The organism is Desulfospira joergensenii DSM 10085, assembly GCF_000420085.1.
GTDB lineage: Bacteria > Desulfobacterota > Desulfobacteria > Desulfobacterales > Desulfobacteraceae > Desulfospira > Desulfospira joergensenii.
In genome coordinates this window covers 1815044-1839794 of record NZ_ATUG01000002.1, presented here as the reverse complement: position 1 = coordinate 1839794, position 24751 = coordinate 1815044, and the positions used below count along the sequence as shown (strand labels likewise).

Here is a 24751-nt window from a genome sequence, read left to right as displayed (position 1 = left end):
TTTTTCCTTTTTTCCGATCAGATTACGGCAGCCAACCCCCCGGCTGCAAGAAATGATGATTCAATCAGGAACTCGTACTGTCCCCCGGACAGCAATTTGTCTTTTTTGGAGACCCGGATCAATAAAACCATGAAAAGGGGCACCAATGCAAGCCAGAATGCATTTTCCGGCAATAATCCCAGAAAAGAAGCCCCCATCATCAGAACAATATCGAATATCAGCAGACCCATGATCAGATGGAAGCTCTTTTGTTCCCCCAGGAGGATGGGAAGGGTCTCTTTGCCGCTGATTCTGTCCCCCTGGATGGCAAGGATATCAAAAAAGGCGGTCCGGGCAAAGGCCAATCCAGTGGAAAATAAAAATGCAAGGGCCAGCAGAAAAAAGCTGCCCCGGTTGGAAACCGCCGGCAGGATGCAGGTGACAATTCCCCAGGCCAGGGTGATGAGAACGGTTTTGGAACCGGGGATGTCTTTTATCCTCGATTTTTTCTTTTTCCAGAACAGCAGAGGGGAGATCTTGAGGCTGTTGTAGGCCAGTCCCAGAAGACTCATGATCAGGAGAATAAAAAAGGGAACCGGACCGGTTGAATAGGCAATGTACAGCCCTGCGGTTCCTGAACAGAGGGCCATGGCCCTCAGGTAGTTGAGATATTTCTCATAGAACACGGCCCGGTCGGGATTATTATACCGGTCTGCCTTGATGGTAAAGATATTGTTCAGCACCTGCATGGACAGGACATAGAGCATGGCGATGACGGAATGATCCAGGGTCTGGGAAAAGCCCTGGAGAACGGAACAGGCATAGGCAAGGCTTCCGGCCCCGGCTGCCAGAAGGAGATTGGTCTTGGTCAAAAAGTCCCTTGCCTGGACAAAAGCGCCCAGTACCGGACGTCTCTGCTGAAAGGCTTTTTCCACTTTTGCACAGGTATCGGTGATGATCCAGTTGGGTGTGGAGGCCCCGGCGGTAATGGCTATGGATCCGGCATCCATGAGCCGGCTGATGTCCAGTTCGGATACATCTTCAATATGGACGGCCGGAATTTGGGTTTCAGCGGCCACCTGGGCCAGCCGCCGGGTGTTGCCGCTCTGTTTTCCCCCCACCACGATGAGGGCGTCATTTTTCCCGGCCAGGTCCCGGGCCTCGGCCTGGCGTTTTTCCGTGGACCCGCAGATGGTATCAAAGAGCATGTAATGGGGGGCGTTTTCAGTGCACCATTCCTTGATTTCTTCGTATAAAGCCGTGTTCTGGGTAGTCTGGGCCACCAGGACCGCATTCTCGAACCGGGGAAGGGCCCTGAGCTGGTCCATGGAGGTCACCGTGTACCCACTTCCCCGGGTATACCCGAGAAGTCCCACAACCTCGGGATGTTTCGGATCTCCCACGATGATGGTGGAATACCCCTTTTTCGCATGTTTATCGATGATGACCTGGACCCGGATGACCCTGGGACAGGTGGCGTTCATTACCCTGAACCCGGCCCGGTTTAATGCAATTTCATCCTCGGGAGGGACCCCGTGGGCCCGGATCAGGACAAGTCCTTCCCCCTTTTCCGGAATGGAATCCAGCTGGAAGATCTTCTTCCCCTCCAGCATTTCCAGGACCTGGGGATTATGAATCAGGGGACCGTATGTATAGATGGGACCGTCAAACGTGTTGGATGCGTCCAGAACCATGTCCACTGCTCTGCGGACGCCCATGCAGAAGCCGGCCGTCTTGGCAATGGTTATTTTCATGAAATAGTGCTCAAAAGGTCCACGAGGCGTTGAAATTCCGATCGGGTCTTGAACTGGATCTCTATCCTGCCCTTGTCCCCGTTCATCCTGATTTTGACGTGGGAATTGATCCGGCCGGAGAGGTCTGAAGATGTGGTTTCAAGTAATTTTCTGTCGTCGGGGGAGAGGGTCTGCACCGGTTTGGGGGTAAGGGTTCGGGCCTGTTTGACCAATTGTTCGGTCTGGCGCACGGAAAGTCCTTTGGCCAGAACCTGTTCAAACAATTGAATCTGATCTTCTTCAGATCCGCCGCCCAGTAGGGCCCTGGCATGGCCCATGGAGATCTTCTCCGCCAGGAGACTCTCCTTGATTTTATCCGGAAGACACCTCAGCCTGAGCAGATTGGCAATGGTGGAACGGTTTTTACCGATTTTGCCGGCCACCTTTTCCTGGGTGTATCCGAACTCGTCAATGAGCCGGGCATAGGCTTCTGCCTCTTCCAGGACATTTAAATTCTCCCGCTGGATATTTTCTATGATGGAGACTTCCAGGACCTGTTCATCGGTGAGATCTTTCACGATCACGGGAACATTGGTCAGGGCGGCTGCCTTGGCGGCCCGAAGCCTCCGTTCCCCTGCGATGAGTTCATACCCCCCGTCCATGTTCCTGACCAGAAGGGGCTGGAGAATCCCCTGCTGAATCACTGAATCCCGGAGTCTTGCCAGCTCTTCCTCGTTGAATCGGGTTCTTGGCTGATACCGGTTGGGTGAGATGTCCTCGACAGGACACATGAAAAAATCAGATCCGCCCTCGGGAGAATCCATATCCAGATCGGGAATCAACGCAGATATTCCCCTGCCCAGGCCGGTGTTTTTCTTTTTTTTCTTCATGATCCTTCCACTCTCAAGATTTTCTTAACAGCTCCCTTGCGAATGCCATATACCCCTTAGATCCCTGGGACGCCTTGTCATATAAGAGGGCAGGCAGGCCGTAACTCGGGGCCTCTCCCAATTTGACGTTCCTGGGGATCTTTGTCTTAAAGACCAGGTCTTTGAAGTATTGCCTGGCATCTTCCATCACGTTCTGGGCCAGATTGGTCCGCCTGTCAAACATGGTTAAAAGAATGCCCTTTATTTTCAATCCCGGATTAAATGAAGATTTTACCCGTTTGACCGTATCCAGAAGCTGTCCCAGGCCTTCCAGGGCAAAAAATTCACTCTGGAGGGGAATCAAAACGGAATGGGAAGCGGTGAACGCGTTCAGGGTCAGAAGACTTAAAGCCGGGGGGCAGTCAATGATGATAAAGTCGAACTCCTCTTGTACCGGAACAAGGAACTGCTTGAGCTTGGCCTCTCTCCTGGGATCTGAAACCATTTCAATCTCAAATCCGATAAGATCGACATTGGAAGGGATGAGTTTAAGCTTGGGCAGCATGGTGGAAAGAATGATATCCCGGGCATCTGCTTCCCCGATCATCCCCTGGTAAAGGGAAAGCTCAAGGTCGGGTTTTTCAATCCCAAGACCTGTGGTGGCATTGGCCTGGGAATCACAGTCAACCAGAAGAACCCTTTTCCCGAGTTTGGCCAGGGAAGCGGAAAGATTCACTGCTGTAGTTGTTTTGCCCACTCCGCCTTTTTGATTTGCTATGCTGATGATCTGAACCATAATCAGAATTTCTTATCATAATTAAAAGATTGAGGCAATCAGATAGTCAAACAGATGGAAAAAGGATCCCGGCCTTAAAATTCCATATCCGATATCCAGACCCCTTTAAAGACAAAAACCCGGCCGGCATTGATGCCGGCCGGGTTTTTAACTTTATCTGAATCTTTAATGCTACATGGCGGATTCGGGATGAAACACATCCACTTCCTTGAGGTCGTCCCCAAGGTATTCCCTCTCATTGGGTCCCAGGATGCCTAAAGAGAGGCAGAGCAGGGTCCAGAGGTGGACGGTTTCCCATGCATGGTCATTGACTTCAGACATGTCGTGGACCTGGGCATGGCAGTTGTGGCAGGGGGTAATACAATAGGTTGCCTTGGTGTTCAGGATCTGGTTGGCCTTGGTCTGTCCATAGGCCCTTCTCTGTTCCTGGAAACCGGACTGGAGGTAGCCGCCGCCGCCGCCGCAGCAGAAGTTGTTGGACCGATTGGGGGTCATTTCAATGAGATTTTCTTCCCCGACCACGGCCTTGACCACGTATCTCAGGTCTTCGGCCACGGGATCGCCAAAGGTCTTTCTGACCAGCTGGCAGGGATCCTGTACCGTGAACTTGATCTGTCTTTCCTTGTTCCAGTCCGAGGAAGGTTTGAGCTTGCCTTCTTTGATCCACTGGGCATAGAGCTGGATAATGGATTGAATTTCAAATTTGTGAGGGATGTTGAATTTTTTCAGTCCTGCCAGGACTGCGAAAAGTTCGTGCCCTCACTCGGTGTTGAGCCAGACCTTGCAGCCCAGATCATCCACCGCCTTTGCCTTGATCCTGACGATCTTCTCCCAGGTCTCGTCCTCGGCCATGAACATGCAGTAGTTTTCTGCTGCCCATCCCTTGGATCCGTAGGTCCAGTCCGCACCGGCCAGGTGCAGGATCTTCCAGAGGGGGACCATTTCGTCGGGCTCGGTCACCGGCTCCCTGGAGTTCTGGTTCAGAAAGTAATAGGCCCCTTCCCGGTTCACGTCGGCGCTCATCTCTTCAAACTCCGGCTGGGATTCCTGGTACTCTTCCAGGACGTCTTCCACGACGAACTCAAAGTCTTCTTCCGTGGCACCCATGGCGGAACAGGTATCGTTCCTCAGGGCCATATCACAGGAACCCCGGATTCCTTTGGGCTTTTCTTCCCTGTCCCAGGAAGCCCTTGCGTAAAAGACCAGCTGGGGGATATTGATCTGCATGGGGCAGACGTAGATGCATCTCTGACACATGGAGCACATCCATACCCAATTGGTGCTTAAAATTTCTTCATCCATCCCCAGTGCCGCCATTCTGAGGAACTTTCTGGGATCCATTCCCTCGAGTCCGGTTGCCGGACAGCCCGAGGCGCAGGCCCCGCATGTCAGGCAGGCATTGAGGTTCCCGCCGTCGGGAAGGATCTCCATGACCTTATCTTTAAAGACGCTTTTCCTGGCGCCTCCGATTTTGATAACATTATCTCCCATATGATTCATTTCTCCCCTGATTAATCAGTTTACATTTCAATCCAAAGGACTTCTTCTCTCCCATACCCATATTTTTGGAACAATGTTCTTTTTCTCCTATTATGGGAACCATGTCAATAAAAAAATACAAATCAGAGGGTTACCCCCCTTCAAGAAAATTTGACTTTTCCCGTTTCTGAGGTAAACTCCCCTTCCATGGAAATGCTGAAAAAAATAGAATCCATCGCCGAAGACTGCATGTGCCGGGACAGGAACCGCCTGTTCAGGGAGTTGAGGGCGGTAAAGAAGATGAAAAAAAAAGAGGGCCGGGAAAAAGCGGATTCCAGGCTTTACAGGCTTTTAAAATCAGCCCGGCGATCGGCTGACCAGCGAAACCGCAGGATGGAGGCCATGCCCCTGCCCCTGGAATACAATCCGGATCTGCCCATTACCGGAAAAAAAGAGGAGATCATCCGGGCGGTCCAGGAAAATCCCGTCATCATCATCTCCGGGGAAACCGGGTCCGGCAAGACCACCCAGATCCCCAAATTCTGCCTGGAAGCGGGCCGGGGAACCGCCGGCATGATCGGGTGCACCCAGCCCAGGCGAATCGCCGCAATTAACGTGGCCAAACGGATCGCCTTTGAACTGAACCAGCCCCTGGGCCGGTCCGTGGGCTACAAGATCCGGTTTGACGACAAAACCCCGGCCCATGCCCATATCAAACTCATGACCGACGGGATCCTCCTCGCCGAAACCCAGCAGGACCGTTTTTTAACCCAATACGACACCCTGATCGTGGACGAAGCCCATGAACGAAGCCTGAACATCGACTTTACCCTGGGGCTTCTCCGGCGCCTGATCAAACAGCGCAAAGACCTGAAACTCATCATCACCTCGGCCACCATTGATACACAAAAATTTTCAGCCGCCTTTGACAGGGCCCCGGTCATTGAAGTTTCGGGACGCATGTTCCCGGTGGAGACCCTGTACAGGCCCATGATCGACAGCCAGGGGGAAACCCAGGACGACCAGGCCTATGTGGAGGCGGCAGCCGCAGAGGCCGAGGCCCTGATTTCTCGGACCCGGTCCGGGGATATCCTGATCTTCATGCCCACGGAACAGGATATCGGGGAAACCATGGAGATCCTGAGGGGGAAAAATCACCCCGGCGTATCCATCCTGCCCCTGTTTGCCAGGCTGTCCGCCAAGGAACAGGCCAGGGTCTTTTCATCCTCCCCGGGACGCAAGGTCATCGTTTCCACCAACGTGGCCGAGACCTCCCTGACCATTCCGGGGATCCGGTATGTGGTGGATACCGGCCTTGCCAGGATCCCCAGCTACTCCCCCCGGACCCGGACCACGGCCCTTCCGGTCCAGGCCATTTCCCAGAGTTCCGCCAACCAGCGCCTGGGAAGGTGCGGCCGGGTGGAGAACGGGGTCTGCATCCGGCTCTTTGACGAAGAGGATTTCAGCGGCCGCCCTTTTTTCACGGCCCCGGAAATTCTGAGATCCAACCTGGCCGAAGTCATCCTGCGCATGATCTCCCTGAACCTGGGTGATGTGGCCGAGTTTCCCTTTATCGATCCCCCGGCTCCCAAGAGCATCCGGGACGGGTTTGACACCCTCATGGAGCTTTCCGCCATACGGGCAAAAAAGATTTCCTCAAAAAACGTCCGGACCAATGGCGATAAAAAGGGGAAAAAAGCCTATGAGCTGACCCGGACCGGCAGGCTCATGGCCAAAATCCCGGTGGACCCCAAGCTGTCCAGGATATTGATCGAAGCCCAGAAGAACGCCTGTCTCAAGGAGGCCGTGGTCATTGTCACGGCCCTGGCCATCTCCGATGTCCGCCAGAGACCGGCGGACAAGGCCCAGGCCGCCGACCAGAAACACGGCCTGTTCCGGGATCCGTCTTCGGATTTCATCACCCTCCTCAATATTTGGAACGCCTATAAAGAGGTTGAAAAAAAACTGCAAACCCGGTCCAAACTCAAAAAATTCTGCACAGATCATTTCCTCTCCTTTAAACGGATAAGGGAGTGGCAGGACATCCACCGCCAGATCACCCGGATGCTCCGGGAGCACGGATTTTCCCCGGACCAATCCCTGGACCCGCCCAAGTCAAGTATTGGGCTCAAATCAAAGGAATTCGAACTGGGCGGTCCCCTCTATATTGCCCTGCATAAATCCCTTCTTGCCGGCTACCTCGGCCATATTGCCCATAAAAAGGAAAAGAATATCTTCAATGCCACCAAGGGCAGGCAGGCCATGATCTTCCCGGGATCCGGCCTCTTTAACCGGGCCGGCTCCTGGATCGTGGCCGCGGAATTTGTCAAAACCACCCAGCTCTTTGCCCGGGGCGTGGCCAATATCGATCCGGCCTGGCTGGAAGAGGTAGGTAAAGAGATCTGCACCTATACCTATTCCAATCCCCGGTGGGAAAAGAAACGGGGAGAGGTAGTGGCCGACGAACAGGTCTCCCTGTTCGGACTGATCATTGTCAGCGGACGGCCAAGGGCCTACGGCAGGATCAACCCGGATGAGGCAGGGGAGATCTTTATCCGCCAGGCCCTGATCCAGGGTCAAACCCATATGCGGTTCAAATTCATGGACAACAACCAGTCCCTCATGGAAGACCTGGAAGACCTGGAGAATAAGACCCGGCAAAGGGATATCCTGGCCTCGGAAGAGGATATCTTCCTCTTTTACCAGTCCAGGCTTCCCAGGCCCTTTTTCAATATCCGCACCTTTGCCAGATACATCAAGGAACTGGAGGATGACGCCTTCCTCCACATGAGTCTTGAGGAGCTCCAGAGATCCCGGGTGAACGAGGAGAAACTGGCCCTTTTCCCGGACACCCTGGAAACCGAGCAGGGCCGGTTTGCCCTGGAATACGCCTTTAACCCGGGGGCTGAAGACGACGGGGTTACCCTTAAGGTCCCGGTTTCCCAGGTCACCCAGGTACCCCGCCAGAGCTTAGACAAGCTGGTACCCGGGCTGCTGGAGGAAAAGATAATTGCCCTGATCAAAAACCTGCCCAAAAAATACCGGGTCAGGCTGGTGCCGGTACAGGAAACGGCCGCCAGGATCGCCCGGGACATCATTGGGCAGGATAAACCCTTATTCACCCTGCTCTCTTCCTGGATCCGGGAAAAACTCCATCTGACCATCCCGGCATCTGTCTGGTCCGAGGATAATCTGGCCGACCACCTGAAGATGAGGATCTCCATCCAGGACGAAAAGGGAAAACCCATCAAGACCATGAGGGATCTGTCCATCCTGGGAGAATTTCCGGACCGGAAAAAACAGCCGGAGACGGATGCCGTTGACCGGGTCCGCAAGGAATTTGAACGCACCGGGATCCGGGAATGGTCTTTTCCCGACCTTGAACCTCAAGACATCCCCCTGGCCAACGGGCTCAGCCAGAAACTTTACCCGGGCCTGAAAATCGAAGGAGATGACCTTTGCCTGCGGCTCTTTACCTCCAGGGCCCAGGCGGAAAAAGAACATGCCCGGGGCGTTGCCAGGCTTTTTCAAATCTGTTTTCCCGAGGATTTCAAGGCCATGAAAAAAGATATTAAAATGGCATCGGGTCTCCGGCAGATCGCGCCCTATTTCAGCACCCCCGGTGATTTCACTTCTTCCGTGACCCGGGCCCTGGTCCGGGCCCTCTTTGCAGAAAACATACGGACCCGGGCCCGATTCCTTGCCCATGCCCAGGCAGTCCGGCCGGATCTGTACAATCTCACCATGGAGTTTATCCGTACCGTCCTGGCCCTGGGAGAGGAGTACGGGGAATGCTTTTCCCTGATCCAGAAGCTTTCCCTGAAACATGAAAAAAGCCCGGCCACATTCACGATCCTCACCCGTCTGTTCCAGGACCTGAAAAACCTGGTCCCCCCCAATTTCCTGGAACTCTACGACCTTGACCGGATCAAGGAACTTCACCGCTATATCGCCTGCATCCGGATCCGGGCCCAGCGGGGAGCGGACAATCCGGTTCGGGAGAGCCAGAAATCCTCCCTGATCCAGCCTTTTCAGCGTCAGCTGGAAACCCTTGTCGCCTCCCTTTCCGACACCTCTTCCCGGGAAAAGGCCGACCGGGCAGAGGCCTTTTACTGGCTCCTGGAGGAGTACAAGATCTCCGTCTTTGCCCAGGAAATCAAGACCCGGGTCAAGGTATCGGCAAAAATTCTGGAAAAAGAGATGTCTGCCATCTCCACCATGATTTAATTCCAGTTTTAAATAAAAAATTTGCAAAAAAGGAAAGCACTTGAAATCATGTCAGATATCATGAAAAAGAGGGAGTTCTGAATTCGCCTTTCCCCCCTTCAGATTTTTCCTTTCTTGAAAACCAGAAAGGCCCCATCGCCTTTGTTACCGGACCTTTCCGGTAGAGATCCACGGATGGTTTGGCCCCATTCCCGAAGCTGAATCTCTTCCGATTTTTGCCCCCTCTAAGGTTAAGTTTTCCCCTTCCCCGGCCGAGTGCTTAAAGGAGATTTGGTTTGAGCTGTTTTACCTTGACAAGAAACTGACCCGCGTCCTATTGTTTGGGGACCGGACCTTTACATTCAAAAAAACGATCCAGGGATTGATTCCATGGCCTACGTCAAATCATTCATCGCATTGATCCTGATCCCTTTATTACTGGGGAACGGGTCTGCCTATTCCAGCCGGAGCAGGCAGGATAAAATCCTGAAATTTGCCGTCCATGTCTCGGGCATGGGAAAAATGGATCCCCATTATGCGGCCGGTTCCCAGGACCGGGCCTTTGCCGACATGGTCTTCAACGGCCTGCTCCGGTATAAACCCGGGGATGCTCCGGCCATTGAGCCGGACCTGGCAGTCCGGATGCCCAAGCTGACCATGGAGGGCAACCGGCAGGTCTGGACGGTTGAGCTTCGCAAAGGAGTCATGTTTCATCCCGGCCCGAAAACCCCGGCCCATGAACTGACCGCGGACGATGTACTCTTTTCCTTTGCAAAGGCGGCCGATGAGAAGCGATCCGCCTATGCCGGCGAGTACAAGGGGATTTCCCTTGAAAAGCAGGACGCCTATACGATCCGGTTCATCCTGGACGATCCCATCTCCTCCATCCTGTTTTTCCCCAAGATCACCAACTACAACGGAGGATTCATCCTCAGCAAAAGAGCCGTGGAAGAAATGGGATATGAGGCCCATCAGCAGCACCCGGTGGGCACCGGCCCTTTCATGTTCCAATCCCATGTTCCGGGCAAAAAGCTTTGTTTACGCGCCCATAAAGAGTATTTCAGGGGCAGTCCCCTTCTGGACGGGGTGGATATTCTTTTTGTCCCCAAAACGGAAAAGAGAAAACAGGGGCTGCTGGACGGCTCCCTGGACGTGATCATCGGATCCGGAGAAAAGGGTTTTACCCGGTCTCTGCTCAGGCATGGAGGTATTGAGGCCGATGCCCACGGCCCCGGGGAGGTGGCCGTTATTTACCTCAACACCCGGATCCCGCCCATGGACGACATCCGGGTGAGAAAGGCAATTATGTATGCCCTGGACCGGAAGGCGTTTCTGGAGGTTTACAGCAAGAACCTGGGAGGCCCGGTCTTCTCCCCGGTACCGGCCCGGTTTCTTCCAGGCGGACTCACCCGGACCGGGGTGGATCAACTGGGGCTCCTCTATGAACAAGACCTTGAAAAGGCCGGGAAGCTGCTGGCCGAAGCCGGATACCCCAATGGGTTTAGTCTCGACCTGGTGGGATCTGAAAAACGGGTCTACCGCCATTATTACCGGATTTTAAAGGAACTGCTGGCCCGGATCAAGATTGAGTGCCGGGTGGATATCCTTCCCCACTCCGGGATGCATAGGGTGATCCGGAACCATCCCCGCCCCATTGTGATCTATGCGGCATGGCGGCCCAATGCCGACGTCTTCCTGACCCGGTTTTTCCATTCAGACTCCATCCTTGTAACCGGGATCCGGCCGGACACCAATTTTGCCCATTACTCGGGCATCGACCATCTCATTGAAAAAGCCCGCCTGGAGATCAACCCCAAAAAACAGATCCTTTTATGGCAGCAGGCCCAGATCAAAATCCTGAGCGACGCCGTGGCCTATCCGGTCATGTACGCCAAGATGCTCAGCTTCCGGTGGGATTCCGTGGATTACGGCCACCCCCTGTACTCCTCCATGGCCCTCTACCCCCAGTTTACGGAAAAGACCCGGCTCTTGAAAAATTAAAACCAGAGATTTGAGAATTTCAAGCAGCCGGACCTGCCCCATTTTCCCTTTCAGACCTTTTGCCGGAAGGGATCCCGGTATTTTTCATTTGCATAAACCCCCTGGGCCTGATAATGGAATCCCATGTTATTCTTCATACAGAACTTGATGATACCCCGGATTCGTTTGTGTCCGGGTGCCGGAGAAGAGTTTCACAGGCCGTTATCCAGAAATCAGGAAAAGCTCCATGGCAACAGATAAAAAAATAAAAACAGATCCCAGGGACATTTTTCTCACCCGCACCGTAAAAGGGGCCGGATGAGCGTCCAAACTGCCGCCGGGGGACCTGGCAAAGGCATTGTGCGGACTTGACATCCCGGGAGACAAAGATGTGATCATCGGACTTGGAACTGCGGATGATGCAGGTGTGTACAGGGTTTCCGACGACCTGGCCCTGATCCAGACCGTTGATTTCTTCACGCCCATCGTGGATGATCCCTTTGAGTTCGGCCGGATTGCTGCGGCCAATGCCCTCTCCGATGTCTATGCCATGGGCGGGGTCCCCAAAACCGCCATGAACCTAGTTGCCTTCCCCCTGCAGAAAATGGGGGGAGATATTCTCAAGGAGATCCTGGCCGGGGGTATTGACAAGCTTAGGGAAGCAGAGACCGTTCTCCTGGGGGGCCACAGCATTGAAGACGAAGAACTGAAATACGGCCTGTCCGTCACCGGATTTGTCCATCCCCAAAAGATACTGGCCAACCAGGGACTGCGCCCCGGGGACTGCCTGGTCCTGACCAAGCCCCTGGGGACCGGGATCCTCAACACGGCCATCAAAGGCGGCCTGGCCTCGGACCGGGCCACCCGGTCCGCCATCCGCCTCATGGCCATGCTCAACAAGGATGCGGCCGTTGTCATGGCCCGGTTTCCCATCACCGCCTGCACCGACATTACCGGGTTCGGCCTCCTGGGACATCTGGCCGAGATGATCGACGGAACATCCCTGTCCGTTATTCTGGAGAACCGGGCCATCCCCCTTCTGGATGAGGTTGAGGACTTTGCCTCCATGGGGCTGGTACCGGCCGGGGCCCATGCCAACCGGCGGTTCCGCCAGGACATGGTTACCCTTGAGCCCGGCATCACCCCCATCACCCGGGATATCCTCTTTGATCCCCAGACCTCCGGGGGGCTGCTCATGGGATGCCCGGAGAGGCAGGCCCAAGAACTGATCAAAAGCCTCAAAGATGCAGGCGTCGAACATGCCGCCCTGGTCGGCCGGGTCCGGGAAACCAAATCGCCGGGCATTACCGTGGCCTGATGAAATCACCTGAAATTTCAGCCTCACACCTGCGACAAAGAGTCTCAAACCTGCATCTATTTTCCCTGTCCCGGCCAATGGGAGAATCGGACAGGAAGATGGGCACCCTCCTTTAAATAAGGCGACCCGCCGTTTTTTATTCAATTCTAATTCCCCCTGCCCTTTCAGGCATGGGCTTTGCAGCGATTACAAAAAGTGTTTTGATTGAACAAGTCAATTTTTAGTCATTAAAAGGAGATTATTCATGCGCGTAACAGACCTCTATAAAAACAGACAGCCGATTGTTTCCATGGAATTTTTCCCCTTCCGGGACGACAAAACCCGGGAAGGTTTTCATACCACCCTTGATGAATTATCTCCCATGAACCCGGACTATTATTCCGTGACCTTCGGGGCCGGAGGATCCACCCGGGACGGATCATACCAGACCGTTAAAACCGTATTAAAAGAAAAAAACCTGCCCGGCGTAGCCTATATTGCCGGGTACGGTCTGGGTCCCGATGAAATCACAGATGTTCTGGACAAATATAAGGCCCTGGGTGTGGAAACCATCTTTGTCATCCGGGGCGACAAGCCCAAGGACAAGGATTTCACCCCCCATCCGGACAGTTTTCCCCATGCATCCGATCTTTTGGCATTCATCAAATCCAGATATGATTTTACCCTGGGCTGCGCCGGCTACCCCGAAGGCCATGTGGAGGCCGTCAGCCTGGAAAAGGACATTGAATTCCTTAAGCTCAAGCAGGACTCCGGTGCCGAGTACGTGGTGGTTCAATACTTTTACGACAATGATTTTTTCTTCTCCTATGTGGACCAATGCCGGAAGGCCGGGGTCACCATTCCCATTATCCCGGGCATCATGCCGGTCTATACGGTCAAGCTGACCCGGATATTGTCCAAGGTCTGCGGATCGAGCATTGTCCCCCCCTTACAGGAAAAACTGGACGGGGTTGATCCCGATGATGCCGATGCGGTACTCGACCTGGGAATCGACTTTGCCGCAGAGCAATGCAGAGGCCTTCTGGACAGGGGCGCGGGCGGTCTCCATTTTTACACCATGAACCGGAGCCGCTCCACCCGGGAGATCCTCACCCGGCTGAAACAGGAGGGCCTGCTGTAAATCACCTATCAGCAAACCAGGAGGCCTGCCTTCGCGGCAGGCCTTTCTTAAAAAGAATCGATTCTTATATGCTGCTTTAAAACGATCTTGCTTTTCCCGCAAAGTAAAGATAACATATAAAAATCAAAGACTTTCAGCTCTATTATTGTTTCAGAAATTCAATACACCCCCATCCGGGTTTGATTTTTTATTTCCCATTTTCACATGGGCTTGAGCCTCCGGTCAGGGGATTAAAAGATAAGATATTTAATCGTCGGAGCAACAATAGAGGCATGGAAGCTTACATCCCAAAAGAGTAAAGAAGTTCAAAAATTATCCAAATTTATTTGCCGCTTAAGGGGGTGACCATGGGTATAAAATGGTTTGCTAATTTGTCCATCGGAAAAAAGTTGATTGGCAGCTTTTTATTCGTTTCTTTGATTGTGGTTGTCGTTGGGGGAATCGGATTTATCCGCATATCCAGCAGTGTTTCAAATGTGGGTGACATGGTTGAAAAGGATCTTCTTTTTTTTCAGAAATCCGAGGAATTAAAAATTCTCGCATTGCAGCATCGACGATATGAGAAGGATTTTTTTCTTAATATCGGGAAAAATAAAAAACAGACCGATTATATCAATAAATTTCAAAAGGTTGAAAAGAAAACTGCGGCCCTTATTGAGGACTTGGTTAAGATAGTTGAAGCAGATCCTCACCTTTCTGGTGAAGCAAAGAAAGCGATTCTCGAAGCCCGGTTATCATATGCCAAATATACGGAAGGGTTTATAGAGCTGACCAAGACCGTTTTATCTGACAAGAGTATCACGCCTCAAAAGGCAAACGGGTTAATGAAACCCCTGAAAGAAAATATTTATAAATTTGAGTCCGGTGCTGAAGTCCTCTTGGAGGCTGGACTCGAAATGGTTCATCATGTTTCAACAAGGGTTATTTCGGAGGGAAAAAGATCCAAAACAATTATCGGTATTTTATTAATTATAGGTGTCTGTACCAGTGTTTTCTTTGGTATTATGATTTCATTTTCAATAGAAAAACCAATTAATTCTGCTGTCATCTTTGCCAATGCGCTTGCCAAAGGTGACTTGACTCAACGCCTGAAAATTGACCGGAAAGATGAAATCGGAAAGCTTCTGAGTGCAATGGATTCTATGTCCATGAGCCTTCGAAAAATATTCAAGGATATATCCACCGGCGTTGGCACCCTTACCTCTTCTTCCACAGAACTTTCATCCGTCTCGGAACAAATGAATACCCATTCGACGCAGACAGCGGAAAGATCAAACAGCGTTGCTGCCGCTGCCGAAGAAATGACAACAAATATGAACAGCGTCTCTGCTGCCATTGAACAGACATCTGCAAGCATTCAAATGATTGTTTCTGCGTCTGAAGAGATGACCGCTACAATCAATGAAATTGCCAACAACACATCAAAAGGCAGTGAAACAACTTCTCTGGCAGTTCAAGCAGCCAAGGAGGTATCCGGGAAAGTGGATAAACTTGGCAGAGCTGCTTCAGATATCAACAAAGTCACTGAAACCATATCGGATATTTCAGAACAAACAAACCTTCTGGCTTTGAATGCAACAATTGAGGCGGCAAGGGCAGGAGAGGCCGGAAAAGGGTTTGCCGTTGTTGCCGGAGAGATAAAGGCACTTGCACAACAGACAGCAGAGGCGACCCGTGAGATCAATGAAAAAATTTCAGATGTGCAGGCAACCACAGCTGAATCCATTAACGCAATCGAATCAATTGTAACTGTTATTAATGAGATAAATGATATTGTAACCACCGTAGCAACGGCTATTGAGGAGCAGTCTGCCACTACTCAGGAAATTTCAAACAACGTGAGCCAAGCTGCAGCGGGGGTTCAGGATGTCAATGAGAGTGTGAATCAAACCTCCGCCGTAGCTGGCGAAGTGTCCCAAGATATCGCACAGGTGAGTCAGGCGGCAGGTGAGATAAGCAATGGCAGCCAGAGTGTGAGTACGAGTGCATCTGAATTATCTAAATTGGCAGAAAATCTTGATGTAATGGTCCATCAATTTAAAATCTAAAATAGATCCGCGTTGATGAAGATATGGGGATAAATGATTTTCAAATAAACCTGGGTCATCCAAGGAGTTCCAAAGGGTCGAGAGCAGACTTGACCTATCATTAAGATGAGACCGGAAACCAAGGCCAGCCGGCAATCGTACCCCTGGCAAAAATCAACCCAATGAGTAAGGAACCCCCTGAAAAAAAGACAAACCGCATGGCCATTGGAATGGAGAGTTCAATTAAACCGGTGACAGCGAGCAGTTCAGGTAAAATCAACAGGCCGCGGACCAGAAAGATCAGGCTGATCAGGACAAGAGCCGGCCGGAGTGCCGGCAGCCTTTGAATCAATCCGGCGCCGGACAGGGCAAAGAGACCGAACAGGGCAAGGAATCCGGCGATCAAAAGGCTTGTGATGATCAGCCCAGGATAATTTTGTACCAGGGTCTCGGGTGCGCCAAAGTATAAACTCAGGGATGGGGAAAACCCGATCCCGGCCTGGAACAGGGACAGGCCAAAGCAGAACAGACCTGCCCTTTTAAGAGATCGTTGATAATCTTTCATGTCGGGTGGTTTTCCTTTTTTGTAAAGGTCACTCTAAGGGTGTCTCCCTTGTATTCGGCGCTGGTGACTTCATCCTTTGTCAGGGAATCCGGCAGGGTCAATATCCGTAAATAAGTCCCTGCTGTAATCAGCAGATCCCCATCTTTCCGGCCGATATCGAGCATGGATTTATCCAGGTTGGGCAGAAGCATGGACAAAATAACCTGGTTGTCCTGCTTTTCAAAACCAATGGTATTTACATCGGAAAGCACATCACAGGGGTCAAGGTCCCCGTATACATCCCGGGCCATTTCCTCGAGCCGGGCCAAACCGATGGGTTCCTGGCTATAGTGGGCAATGGGCAGAATCCGGGTGTTGAGAAAGGATTTCTCCAGAACCCCCATCTGCTCATGCTGGAGCTGAAACCAATTTTTAAAATACCCCTGATTGAGTTCTTCGGGAAGCAGCTTGTTCACCATGACCGCATCCACGGGAAATCCGAACAGGGCAAAATAGGTAAAGGCTCTTTTGGACTCGGCAATGGCGATCTTATCCGGGTTGAGAACCAGACGGATGGAGGATTGTCCGGGGTCGCGCAGGATGTCGCCCAACCGGCCGATATCCTCAATGACCCGGCCAAAGGTAATATAGAGATCATCCTCGGGCAGAATCTGTTTGATCCCTTTGATATGCCGCCCAAAGGGGCGGACCAGTTTTAAGATGCTGCGTTCCACGCTGATGATCTGGTTTAATTTATTGCTGGATGAATCGGTCAGGGAGAGAAGACGGAGGGTGCCTGCCGTGGGGGCGCAGTCAATAACCACCACATCGTAATTGCTGCTTTCGATTTCCCTTAAGATCCGGGTGAGCAGGAAAAGGGCATCCATGCCCGGGATGAGAGAAATCTCTTCGGCAATCATTCGATCCATATTCAGGTAGGATAAAAAATCAGCCAGATATTGCTGAATCGAATCCCAGTTCTCCTTGATTTCAAGGAGAATATCCACCTCCAATAGGGTTAAGTGGTCAGAGGCCTTGACCAGACCGGGTCTTCCTTGAACGTCAAGGATGTCGAACAGATTGTGGGCCAGGTCGGAACTGACCAGGAGGGTTTTCCTGCCGCCGGCGGCTGCCAGGGCGGCCGTGGCGCAGGCATTGGTCGATTTGCCCACGCCACCCTTGCCGATAAATAAAATGGTCCGCATGGGCTCCCCTTATGAAATGGTTATCTTTTTCACCACAGCGGGTGAGATTTCCCCTTGTTTTAAAAATAAATTGAGAAGGTATTCCATGGATTCAATATACTCATCAATTTCGGCAAATCGCTCATTAAGAAATGAAATTTCTTTTGATTCCTGTTCGGTGCCGCCCTGGAGCCTGTTCAAATCATTGCTGCTGTTGGACAAAATTCGTTTCACCCGGTCAATCTCGTCTTTGGCTACGGTGGACATGATTTCCGTTTCAATCTCCCATATGCTTCCGCGGATGGCATAAAAATTTTTGCGCTCCCCCTTATGATAGACTTTTTTGACAATTTTCCACTGCTCCAGAATCCGGATATTGGTGGATACCGAGGCTTTGGATACCTCCAGCCTCTGGGCCATTTCATCCAGGCTCATGGGATACTTTGAAAAGAGGAGCAGGCCCTCCAATTGTCCGGCAATACGTGAAAAGCCAAACCGCTCGGCCTTTTCCCCAATCAGATGAATGAGTTCATTCCGGATATCTTCAATGTCTTTTTTCATACCGACCTCCTGAGTTTTATTTTGTTCAGTACATACTGAACGTAATGAATGTATTGTATGTTATAAATATATAAAGTCAAGCCAAAAATGAAAATTCTTTCTAATTATAGACTAAATTGCTCTTGTCGGAAGGGGTGCCGGTTTCTTGATTTGCCGGTTGTTACAAGGCAGGAATGCCCTCAAATGAATTTCTCCCCGGAGGGGCCATGGTCAATTATGGGCAGATTCTGGGTGGCCTTTACCTCTCTCAGGGAAAAACTTGTCTTTATGGAAGTCACTCCGGGAAGTCTCCGGATGACGTTTCGGGATAATTTTTCATAGGATTCCAGGCTTTCCGATACGATCTGGAGCAGATAATCGGCTTCCCCAGAGATATTGTGACAGAAAAGAACCTGGGGAATTTCCTGGATCGCCTTTTCAAACTGCGCCAGGGAATCATCCGTATGGATGGAAAAGCAGATCTGGACAAAGGCCAGCACCCCGAAACCCAGGAGCCGGGGATCAAGGTCTGCCTGATATCCTTTAATAAGACCGGCTTCCTCCAGGCGTTTCTGGCGGCGCCAGCAGGGGGTTTCACTCAGATTCAGTTTTTCCGCCAGTTTTACATTGGACATCCGCCCCTCTTTTTGCAGCAGATCGAGCATGGCAATATCCGTCTTATCAAGCGTATAATCCGGCAAATTCTTTCTCCCGATTTATTATTTTTGAAATAATCCTCTATAATTTATTCAAAATTCAGACCAGAAAGCAAGGACATTTCACTTCGTTTCTGGTAAGTTTTCATTATGGAGAACATAAAATTCAAAGGAGGTTTGCCATGAAATCTTATAATCCGGAACAGGCATTGCTCAAAGCACGCAGGGAATTCGGAGAGCACGGAGGCGTGGCTCCGTCCATCTCACGCTCGGCCACATTTACCGTCATGCATCCCCGGACCATGCCGGAAATTTTCAGCGGTCTCAAAGGACCGGAACAGGGCGGATGTTTTCTCTACAGCCGCCACTTCAACCCCACGGTGGACGTACTCTCCCGGTACCTGGCCGCCATGGAAGGAACCGAGGCGGCCATCTGCACGGCCAGCGGCATGTCCGCCATCTCCTGCGCCATCCTGCAGATCTGCAAAAGCAAAGACCATATCGTGGCCAGCCAGGGGATTTACGGTGGAACCCATGCTCTGCTGGAATCCCTCTTGCCCCAGATGGACATCCGGACCACCTTTGTGGACATCACGGATCCTGGAGCGGTCAAAGAGGCCATCACCGATAAGACCAAAATCATTTACACGGAAACCATGGGCAACCCGACTCTCTCCATCGCCGATATCCCGGCCCTGGCCGATGAAGCCCACAAACAGGGTATCAAGCTGGTGGTGGACAATACCTTTTCCCCCTTGATTTTTACCCCAAAGGCGCTGGGAGCCGATGTGGTGGTTTATTCCCTGACCAAGTACATCAACGGTGCCAGCGACCTCATTGCCGGGGCCATCTGCGGAGACAGATCCTTTATCCAGGAGCTGATGGATCTGCATACCGGCCGGGTCATGCTGCTGGGGCCCACCATGGATCCCCGGGTGGCCTTTGACGTGGCACAGAGAATCCCCCATCTGCCCATCCGGATGCGGGAGCACAGCCGGAGAGGAATTGCCATGGCTGAAATGCTAAAAGAGATGAAGGTAAAGGTCACCTATCCTGGTCTGCCGGACCATCCCCAGTTTGAGCTGTCCACAAACTTGGGCAATGAAGGATACGGCCTCGGCGGCATCCTGGCCCTGGACTGCGGTTCCCGGGAAAAGGCCGAAGAACTCATGGAGGTCCTTCAGAATGAAGAGTCTTTTGGCATGATTGCCGTTTCCCTGGGATATTTCGATACCCTGATCAGCTGCTCCGGCTCCTCCACTTCCTCTGAAATCGATATTGAGGACCAGCAGAAAATGGGATTGTCTCCCGGGCTGCTGCGCATCGCCCTCGGATATACAGGAGATCTTAGGACCCGCCTGGACCAGATGAAACGGGCTGTGAAAAAGGTATTGTCTGTCTGATAGGGGAAAGAACAAGACGGGATGATTTTAACGAACTGCTGTAGATCCACTGCCGGCAAACCCAGAAGGGGCCTGCCTTTGCAGCAGACCCCTTTTAAAAAAAAACAATTTCAAGCATCTTGATTTAAGATTTCTTTTCTTTGACTTTGGCAGGTCGCTTTGCCTTTGGCACATCCACAACCCTCGGGGCAATCTTCTTTGGGTTAGATATCACCAGCCTGGCCATATAGATATTTTTTTCCTGGGCCAGATTCTTTGTCTTTTGCTCCAGGATAGTCACCTTTTGGGTCAGCTCATCAAAGGACCGGGCCTGATGATTGTAAAGCGGATAAAATCCGGCTATGGAAAGCCCGAAAACCAGGGTGACTGTGGAGAAAAAATAGGTCAGAATCCGAAGATAGGAACCGGATTTCATTTCTCCGTAATTATCGATCACCATCACTTTGCTTTTTCGTCTGTGTTTATAAAGGGTGGGTCTGGACCGTGCAATTTCTCTTTTCAGCTCTTTTGAAATGTATTCCATTATTCCTCTCTTTCCTCATCTGCGCATTAGGAGCTCAAGTGTCAACAGCGAACAAGGGTTACAACATCCGTGCCAATCCGGCGGAAACAGGGCAAATCCATGGGGGGCTTGAACCCCGGGCTGATTCCAACCCTGGCAGGGGAAAACAGAATAATGATATTTAATCAAGTTTAGCTTTATTTCACCATACAGGGCCCTATGGCACCTCCTAAAGGATCGCGGCTGCGTCGGTGTGCAGCTAGATATCTGATTGATAGTTCCGGACCAGGATCAGGGCGGCATGGCGGGCAGCATCAATATAGTCCAAATCCTCATGAATCAATGCAAGGGACTGACACCCTTCGATCAGCAACAGGACTTCGCGCACCAATTTTTCAGCATCATCAAAACCCTGTCCGTTAAATTTTTTTGTCAGAACCATTTCGATCTCTTGCTTTTGCCGACGCGCTGCTTTTCTGGCCGGATGCCCCGGCAGATCGGCAAATTCCATAGCCGCCCGGGTAAAGCCGGATCCCTGCCACTCGGTTTCAGCCGCCCATTGGACGAGTTTCTCAAAAAGCGCCATCACCATTTGAGCCGGGGTCCCGGTCATATAATCGGCCCACCTCCGGATACGTTCGAGGGCGATCTGATGCTGATGTTCCAGCACCGCTCCGATCAATTCATCTTTACTGCCAAAGTGCTGATATAGTGTTCTTTTGGTAATGCCTGCGGCATTGGCAATGGCATCAACACCGGTACGCATAAAGCCTTTCTGATAAAAAAGGGTATAGGCCGCATCAATGATTTCCTGCCGCGTTTCTGCAGATTTCCTGCGCATGTGATTCCTCCTCCATAAGTATACTGACAAGTGAGTGTACTTTATTCTGATTCGAATTTACCTTGAGGTCAAGATCAATTCAGGAGCATCAAACCATAGCGGGGTGCGGTATGAAAAAAGAAAACCAGGATGAAGAGCTTGAAAAAAGGATGCATATGTTTGATGGATGGGTAAAGGAGGGGAAGATTCCGTGCTCATCAAAGGTGATTCCGGTGCAACAGTCTCTGGAGTTTTTGCAATGGGTATTGCCGACGCAAAAGGTGCTTGAGATCCTGCGGAATTCGCGATCCTTCGCGCTGGCAAACTGTTTGTGCAGAACAAAGCATAAACAATGCGACAATCCTCTGGAGGTCTGTTTTTATACCAACGATGTGGCAGACAAAAAAGTGGAAAAAGGTGAGGCCCGCCACGTCGATCTGCAGGAGGCGGTGGAGGTGCTGAAACTGGCCAATGCGCATGGACTTATCCATTTGACGATCTATAATCCTGAGCAGCATGTGTATGCGCTCTGCAGTTGCTGCGAATGCTGTTGTCATGATGTTCAGTTTATGAAGAGTCTCGGGCGGCCCGATCTGATTGCCCAGGCGGATTATGTCGCCGTGGTGGACACGGACGCATGCGTCCAGTGTGGGGTTTGCGCGGAACGGTGCATTTTTGGCGCCCAGAGCTGGGAATCGGGATCCCTGGTATTCCATCAGGGTAAATGTTTTGGATGCGGTTTGTGTGCCACGACCTGCGGATCAAATGCCATTCAGATGAAGCTCAGGGCAGGCCGGTAAAAAAAGAATCCTATTCCGGGTCACCAGGCGCTGTTCCTCTTATTGGTGCCTGGCCTGAAATTCAGAAAATCCGCTTTGATTCTATAGGGGTCTATAAAGGTCAAATGCAACCCTCTTTCTTTTTACGCTTTGGCCATAAGATAAATATCAAGCATCTCTTTCAGGATAATGGGAGAAAGGTTTGAGGCCCCCGGCTGCAATTGCTCTAATTTATTCATAATCCGATTCTCATCTCCAGGTGAAACCCTTTCACGGTCAAAATCATAGCAACAAAGATCTGTTTTCCCTTCAAATCGAACAATGGCTTCAAAAAAGCCTTTATTTTCCAGTGTAAAGGCACTGTCCATAATGCTTTGATATGCTTTTTGTATTTTTCCGGTTTCATCGTCAAAAAGGTGGAAAAACTGCTGGAATTCACCTTTTACCGATGGTTCGATAGCAACAAGTTTCCCATTATTTTTCAAAACCCTGTACCCCTCTTTCAATGCGACTGAGCTGTTTTGATGATGCAGTGACAATGTAAAGAGCACAAGATCAAAAAGAGAATCTTCAAACACCAGGGATTCTCCATTCCCAATCCTGAAATCCACGTTATCATAATTTTCTTTGGCTTCCCGGATGGTGTTTTCATCCGGATCAATACCGATGTACAGCTCTGTATCATCTGCCAGAAGCGACGATATTTTCCCGTCGCCGCAACCGATCTCAAGGACGGTCTTCCCCTTAAAGACGGCTTGCTTTTGAATCATCCCCAGGGTTACCTGCTCAGCGTCATATTCCATTTTTATCCCCGATGAATTCGTTTTGATGTGGTTACTGCCCTCCATAACCAGAGCTCTTGTTGTTCAAACATAGACCTGGATCTGTCTGCACTTTACAGTTCAAGCCTGTAGTCTAGAATATGAGGAGATCTTCTAAGCAGATCAAGAAGTACCCTTGTCGAGCCGGCCGGCTTTCTTTTTCCTTGTTCCCACTGCCGTATTGAAGATGGGTTTAGGTTTAATAATTTGGCAAAAACTGTTTGACTCAACTTTAAATTTTCTCTTATTTCTTTTATCTGGTGTGTTGTAAGTTGTACTTCAGGAATTGTAACGCCCAATGAATTAAGCTCTTTTTCCGTAAGAGAGGTTTTGAATCCTGAATTCATCATACCCTGAACAGTATCACCGATCGCTTTTTTAATTGAATCTCTCATTTTATTCCTCCGGATCAAACAAAACCGGCTCTTCTTTTTTCTAAATTTTCAACCGCTTCGTGCATAGCTTTTTTATGGAAAAACTATAACTCATTGTGATACACCCCTCAAGTTTCAATGGGCTGATGCCGGTGCGCACCGGTATCAGCTGTCGCCGTATCCGGAAATTTGATCGTCGCGGATAATATCATAAATCAACAATGAATATGGCCTAGTTAAAACCTCCCTCCTGACATCTTATCCAGCAAATTCGGACATTGCATACATTGACTCATGCCACATTGTGGCATATTGTTATATTCAATACCCGGCACTTATATTATTTTTTTAATAAGAGTAAGACATTAAACATGCCCGTTGTATCCTCTATATTGAAACTCAACGTGCTCCTAACTAAAGTCCTTGTCCGGAGAACACTATGAAATTATTACGTATAATATGCCATATAATTCCGTTATTTTTCCTGCTTACCGGCAGCGGTTTATCCAAATCCACTGACAATGTCATTCAAGGCAGTCTTGGTTCTAGTTTTGTTGTTACAAGTTTTGGAGAATTCAATGAACCATGGGCGATGACCTTTCTTCCCAACGGAGACCTGTTGGTCACTGAAAAACCCGGCACTTTGTTTCTTGTCCGGCCAAGGGACTTGTCCAGGGTGGCCGTCAAAGGGGTGCCATTGGTTGCATACGGCGGTCAGGGAGGCTTGGGAGACGTTATTCTCCATCCTCAATACAAGGTCAATCATTGGATCTACCTCTCATATGCTGAACAGGATACATGGGGAAAAAGAGGAGCCGTAGTTGTAAGGGCAAAACTTCATTTGGGCTCTGCCGAACCAAGAATAGAAAAGGTTGATGTCATCTGGCGGCAAGAGCCCAAGACTCAGGGCAGAGGGCATTACTCACACCGTTTGGCTTTCAGCCCCGAAAAAAAATTATTCATAACTTCCGGCGACCGTCAACAACAAAAACCGGCCCAAAGCTGGAATCAGAATTTAGGCAAGGTTATCCGCCTGAATGAGGACGGCTCCGTTCCGCTCGATAACCCTTTCCAGGATAAGGGTGCACTGGCCAAAACCTTCTGGTCAATAGGCCACCGCAACCTCCTTGGCATCGCTTTTGACAAACAGGGCCGGCTCTGGACCCATGAAATGGGCCCCAGGCATGGGGATGAGTTCAACCTGACCAGGGGAGGCGGTAATTTTGGATGGCCCCTTGTGTCATGGGGGGATCATTATTCCGGGATTCCCATTCCGGACCACGACACGCGTCCTGAATTTAATGCGCCCGAGATATATTGGGTTCCAACCGTGGCGCCATCCGGATTGATCATATATGACGGAGCACTCTTCCCTCAGTGGCAGGGCAACGCTTTTTTAGGCGGGCTTAGATCAAGGGCTCTGGTAAGGATCGAGATTGAGGGGGATAATGCCCATGAAGTCGAACGCTTTGGCATGGACAAACGTATCCGTGAGGTTGAGGAGGGGCCCACCGGCGCTATTTGGGTTCTGGAGGATAAAAAAGGAGGACGGCTCCTGCGCCTGACGCCCTGACCTGAAATTGTTATAAAAAAAATCAAAAATTATCATCCGGATATATCC

The 24751-nt window shown here is 50.9% G+C and carries 20 protein-coding genes; 8 read left to right on the top strand and 12 right to left on the bottom strand.

Going from position 1 to position 24751, the window contains the following annotated elements; all coding sequences use genetic code 11:
• Positions 1 to 17: 17 nt before the first annotated feature.
• The 4 genes from ispH to F608_RS35885 form a co-directional block, all read right to left on the bottom strand.
• Positions 18 to 1733, bottom strand: coding sequence for a 4-hydroxy-3-methylbut-2-enyl diphosphate reductase (gene ispH, locus F608_RS0121185; protein WP_022667709.1), 1716 nt, complete (start codon positions 1731 to 1733; stop codon positions 18 to 20).
• A complete protein-coding gene (locus tag F608_RS0121180) occupies positions 1730 to 2602 on the bottom strand; it encodes a ParB/RepB/Spo0J family partition protein (RefSeq protein ID WP_022667708.1) in 873 nt (290 codons plus the stop codon). Before F608_RS0121180 ends, ispH begins: the two co-directional genes overlap by 4 nt.
• A 13-nt stretch (positions 2603 to 2615) precedes the next feature.
• Entirely contained in the window at positions 2616 to 3377 is a 762-nt protein-coding gene (locus F608_RS0121175) for a ParA family protein (protein WP_022667707.1), read from the bottom strand.
• 171 nt (positions 3378 to 3548) lie between these two features.
• Positions 3549 to 4868: a (Fe-S)-binding protein gene (locus F608_RS35885; RefSeq protein ID WP_084681264.1), complete on the bottom strand. Its 1320-nt coding sequence runs from the start codon at positions 4866 to 4868 to the stop codon at positions 3549 to 3551.
• A 195-nt stretch (positions 4869 to 5063) separates the two neighbouring features.
• On the opposite strand from F608_RS35885, the gene hrpA reads away from it, so the two are divergent.
• From hrpA to F608_RS35205, 5 genes are all read left to right on the top strand, one after another.
• Positions 5064 to 9083, top strand: a complete 4020-nt coding sequence (gene hrpA, locus F608_RS0121155) for an ATP-dependent RNA helicase HrpA (protein WP_027362983.1) — start codon at positions 5064 to 5066, stop codon at positions 9081 to 9083.
• A 369-nt stretch (positions 9084 to 9452) separates the two neighbouring features.
• A complete protein-coding gene (locus F608_RS0121150) occupies positions 9453 to 11063 on the top strand; it encodes an ABC transporter substrate-binding protein (protein WP_022667704.1) in 1611 nt (536 codons plus the stop codon).
• Positions 11064 to 11289: 226 nt separating this feature from the next.
• Positions 11290 to 12360 carry a selenide, water dikinase SelD gene (selD, locus tag F608_RS0121135; protein WP_084681217.1) on the top strand — a complete coding sequence of 357 codons (1071 nt, stop codon included), beginning with the start codon at positions 11290 to 11292 and terminating at the stop codon, positions 12358 to 12360.
• Positions 12361 to 12604: 244 nt separating this feature from the next.
• Entirely contained in the window at positions 12605 to 13480 is an 876-nt protein-coding gene (locus tag F608_RS0121130; protein ID WP_022667701.1) for a methylenetetrahydrofolate reductase, read from the top strand.
• Positions 13481 to 13827: 347 nt separating this feature from the next.
• On the top strand, positions 13828 to 15528 hold the full coding sequence (locus tag F608_RS35205) for a methyl-accepting chemotaxis protein (protein ID WP_022667700.1): 1701 nt from the start codon (positions 13828 to 13830) through the stop codon (positions 15526 to 15528).
• 100 nt (positions 15529 to 15628) lie between these two features.
• On the opposite strand, the gene F608_RS35200 is transcribed toward F608_RS35205, so the two are convergent.
• From F608_RS35200 to F608_RS0121105, 4 genes are all read right to left on the bottom strand, one after another.
• Positions 15629 to 16072 (bottom strand): hypothetical protein, encoded by a 444-nt coding sequence (locus F608_RS35200; RefSeq protein ID WP_022667699.1) that lies wholly within the window; start codon positions 16070 to 16072, stop codon positions 15629 to 15631.
• The gene (locus F608_RS0121115; RefSeq protein WP_022667698.1) at positions 16069 to 17256 is read right to left on the bottom strand and encodes an ArsA family ATPase; all 1188 of its coding nucleotides are present in this window, start codon (positions 17254 to 17256) and stop codon (positions 16069 to 16071) included. Before F608_RS0121115 ends, F608_RS35200 begins: the two co-directional genes overlap by 4 nt.
• A gap of 9 nt (positions 17257 to 17265) precedes the next feature.
• Complete coding sequence (locus F608_RS35195) at positions 17266 to 17796, bottom strand: GbsR/MarR family transcriptional regulator (protein ID WP_022667697.1); 531 nt, start codon at positions 17794 to 17796, stop codon at positions 17266 to 17268.
• Between the two features lie 179 nt (positions 17797 to 17975).
• Positions 17976 to 18476 (bottom strand): Lrp/AsnC family transcriptional regulator, encoded by a 501-nt coding sequence (locus F608_RS0121105; protein ID WP_022667696.1) that lies wholly within the window; start codon positions 18474 to 18476, stop codon positions 17976 to 17978.
• A 137-nt stretch (positions 18477 to 18613) separates the two neighbouring features.
• Between F608_RS0121105 and F608_RS0121100 the strand changes: the two genes are divergently transcribed.
• Entirely contained in the window at positions 18614 to 19834 is a 1221-nt protein-coding gene (locus tag F608_RS0121100) for an aminotransferase class I/II-fold pyridoxal phosphate-dependent enzyme (protein ID WP_022667695.1), read from the top strand.
• Between the two features lie 124 nt (positions 19835 to 19958).
• Here the strand turns inward: F608_RS0121100 and F608_RS0121095 are convergent, their stop codons facing one another.
• Together F608_RS0121095 and F608_RS0121085 are read right to left on the bottom strand one after the other, a co-directional pair.
• Positions 19959 to 20357: a hypothetical protein gene (locus F608_RS0121095; RefSeq protein ID WP_022667694.1), complete on the bottom strand. Its 399-nt coding sequence runs from the start codon at positions 20355 to 20357 to the stop codon at positions 19959 to 19961.
• 238 nt (positions 20358 to 20595) lie between these two features.
• Positions 20596 to 21177, bottom strand: coding sequence for a TetR/AcrR family transcriptional regulator (locus F608_RS0121085; RefSeq protein ID WP_022667693.1), 582 nt, complete (start codon positions 21175 to 21177; stop codon positions 20596 to 20598).
• 110 nt (positions 21178 to 21287) lie between these two features.
• Between F608_RS0121085 and F608_RS35190 the strand changes: the two genes are divergently transcribed.
• Entirely contained in the window at positions 21288 to 21956 is a 669-nt protein-coding gene (locus tag F608_RS35190; RefSeq protein ID WP_022667692.1) for a 4Fe-4S binding protein, read from the top strand.
• 122 nt (positions 21957 to 22078) lie between these two features.
• On the opposite strand, the gene F608_RS35185 is transcribed toward F608_RS35190, so the two are convergent.
• Positions 22079 to 22738 (bottom strand): class I SAM-dependent methyltransferase, encoded by a 660-nt coding sequence (locus tag F608_RS35185; protein WP_027362980.1) that lies wholly within the window; start codon positions 22736 to 22738, stop codon positions 22079 to 22081.
• A 92-nt stretch (positions 22739 to 22830) separates the two neighbouring features.
• Complete coding sequence (locus F608_RS0121070) at positions 22831 to 23151, bottom strand: helix-turn-helix domain-containing protein (RefSeq protein WP_022667690.1); 321 nt, start codon at positions 23149 to 23151, stop codon at positions 22831 to 22833.
• A 418-nt stretch (positions 23152 to 23569) separates the two neighbouring features.
• On the opposite strand from F608_RS0121070, the gene F608_RS0121065 reads away from it, so the two are divergent.
• The gene (locus F608_RS0121065) at positions 23570 to 24703 is read left to right on the top strand and encodes a PQQ-dependent sugar dehydrogenase (RefSeq protein ID WP_022667689.1); all 1134 of its coding nucleotides are present in this window, start codon (positions 23570 to 23572) and stop codon (positions 24701 to 24703) included.
• Positions 24704 to 24751 lie beyond the last annotated feature (48 nt).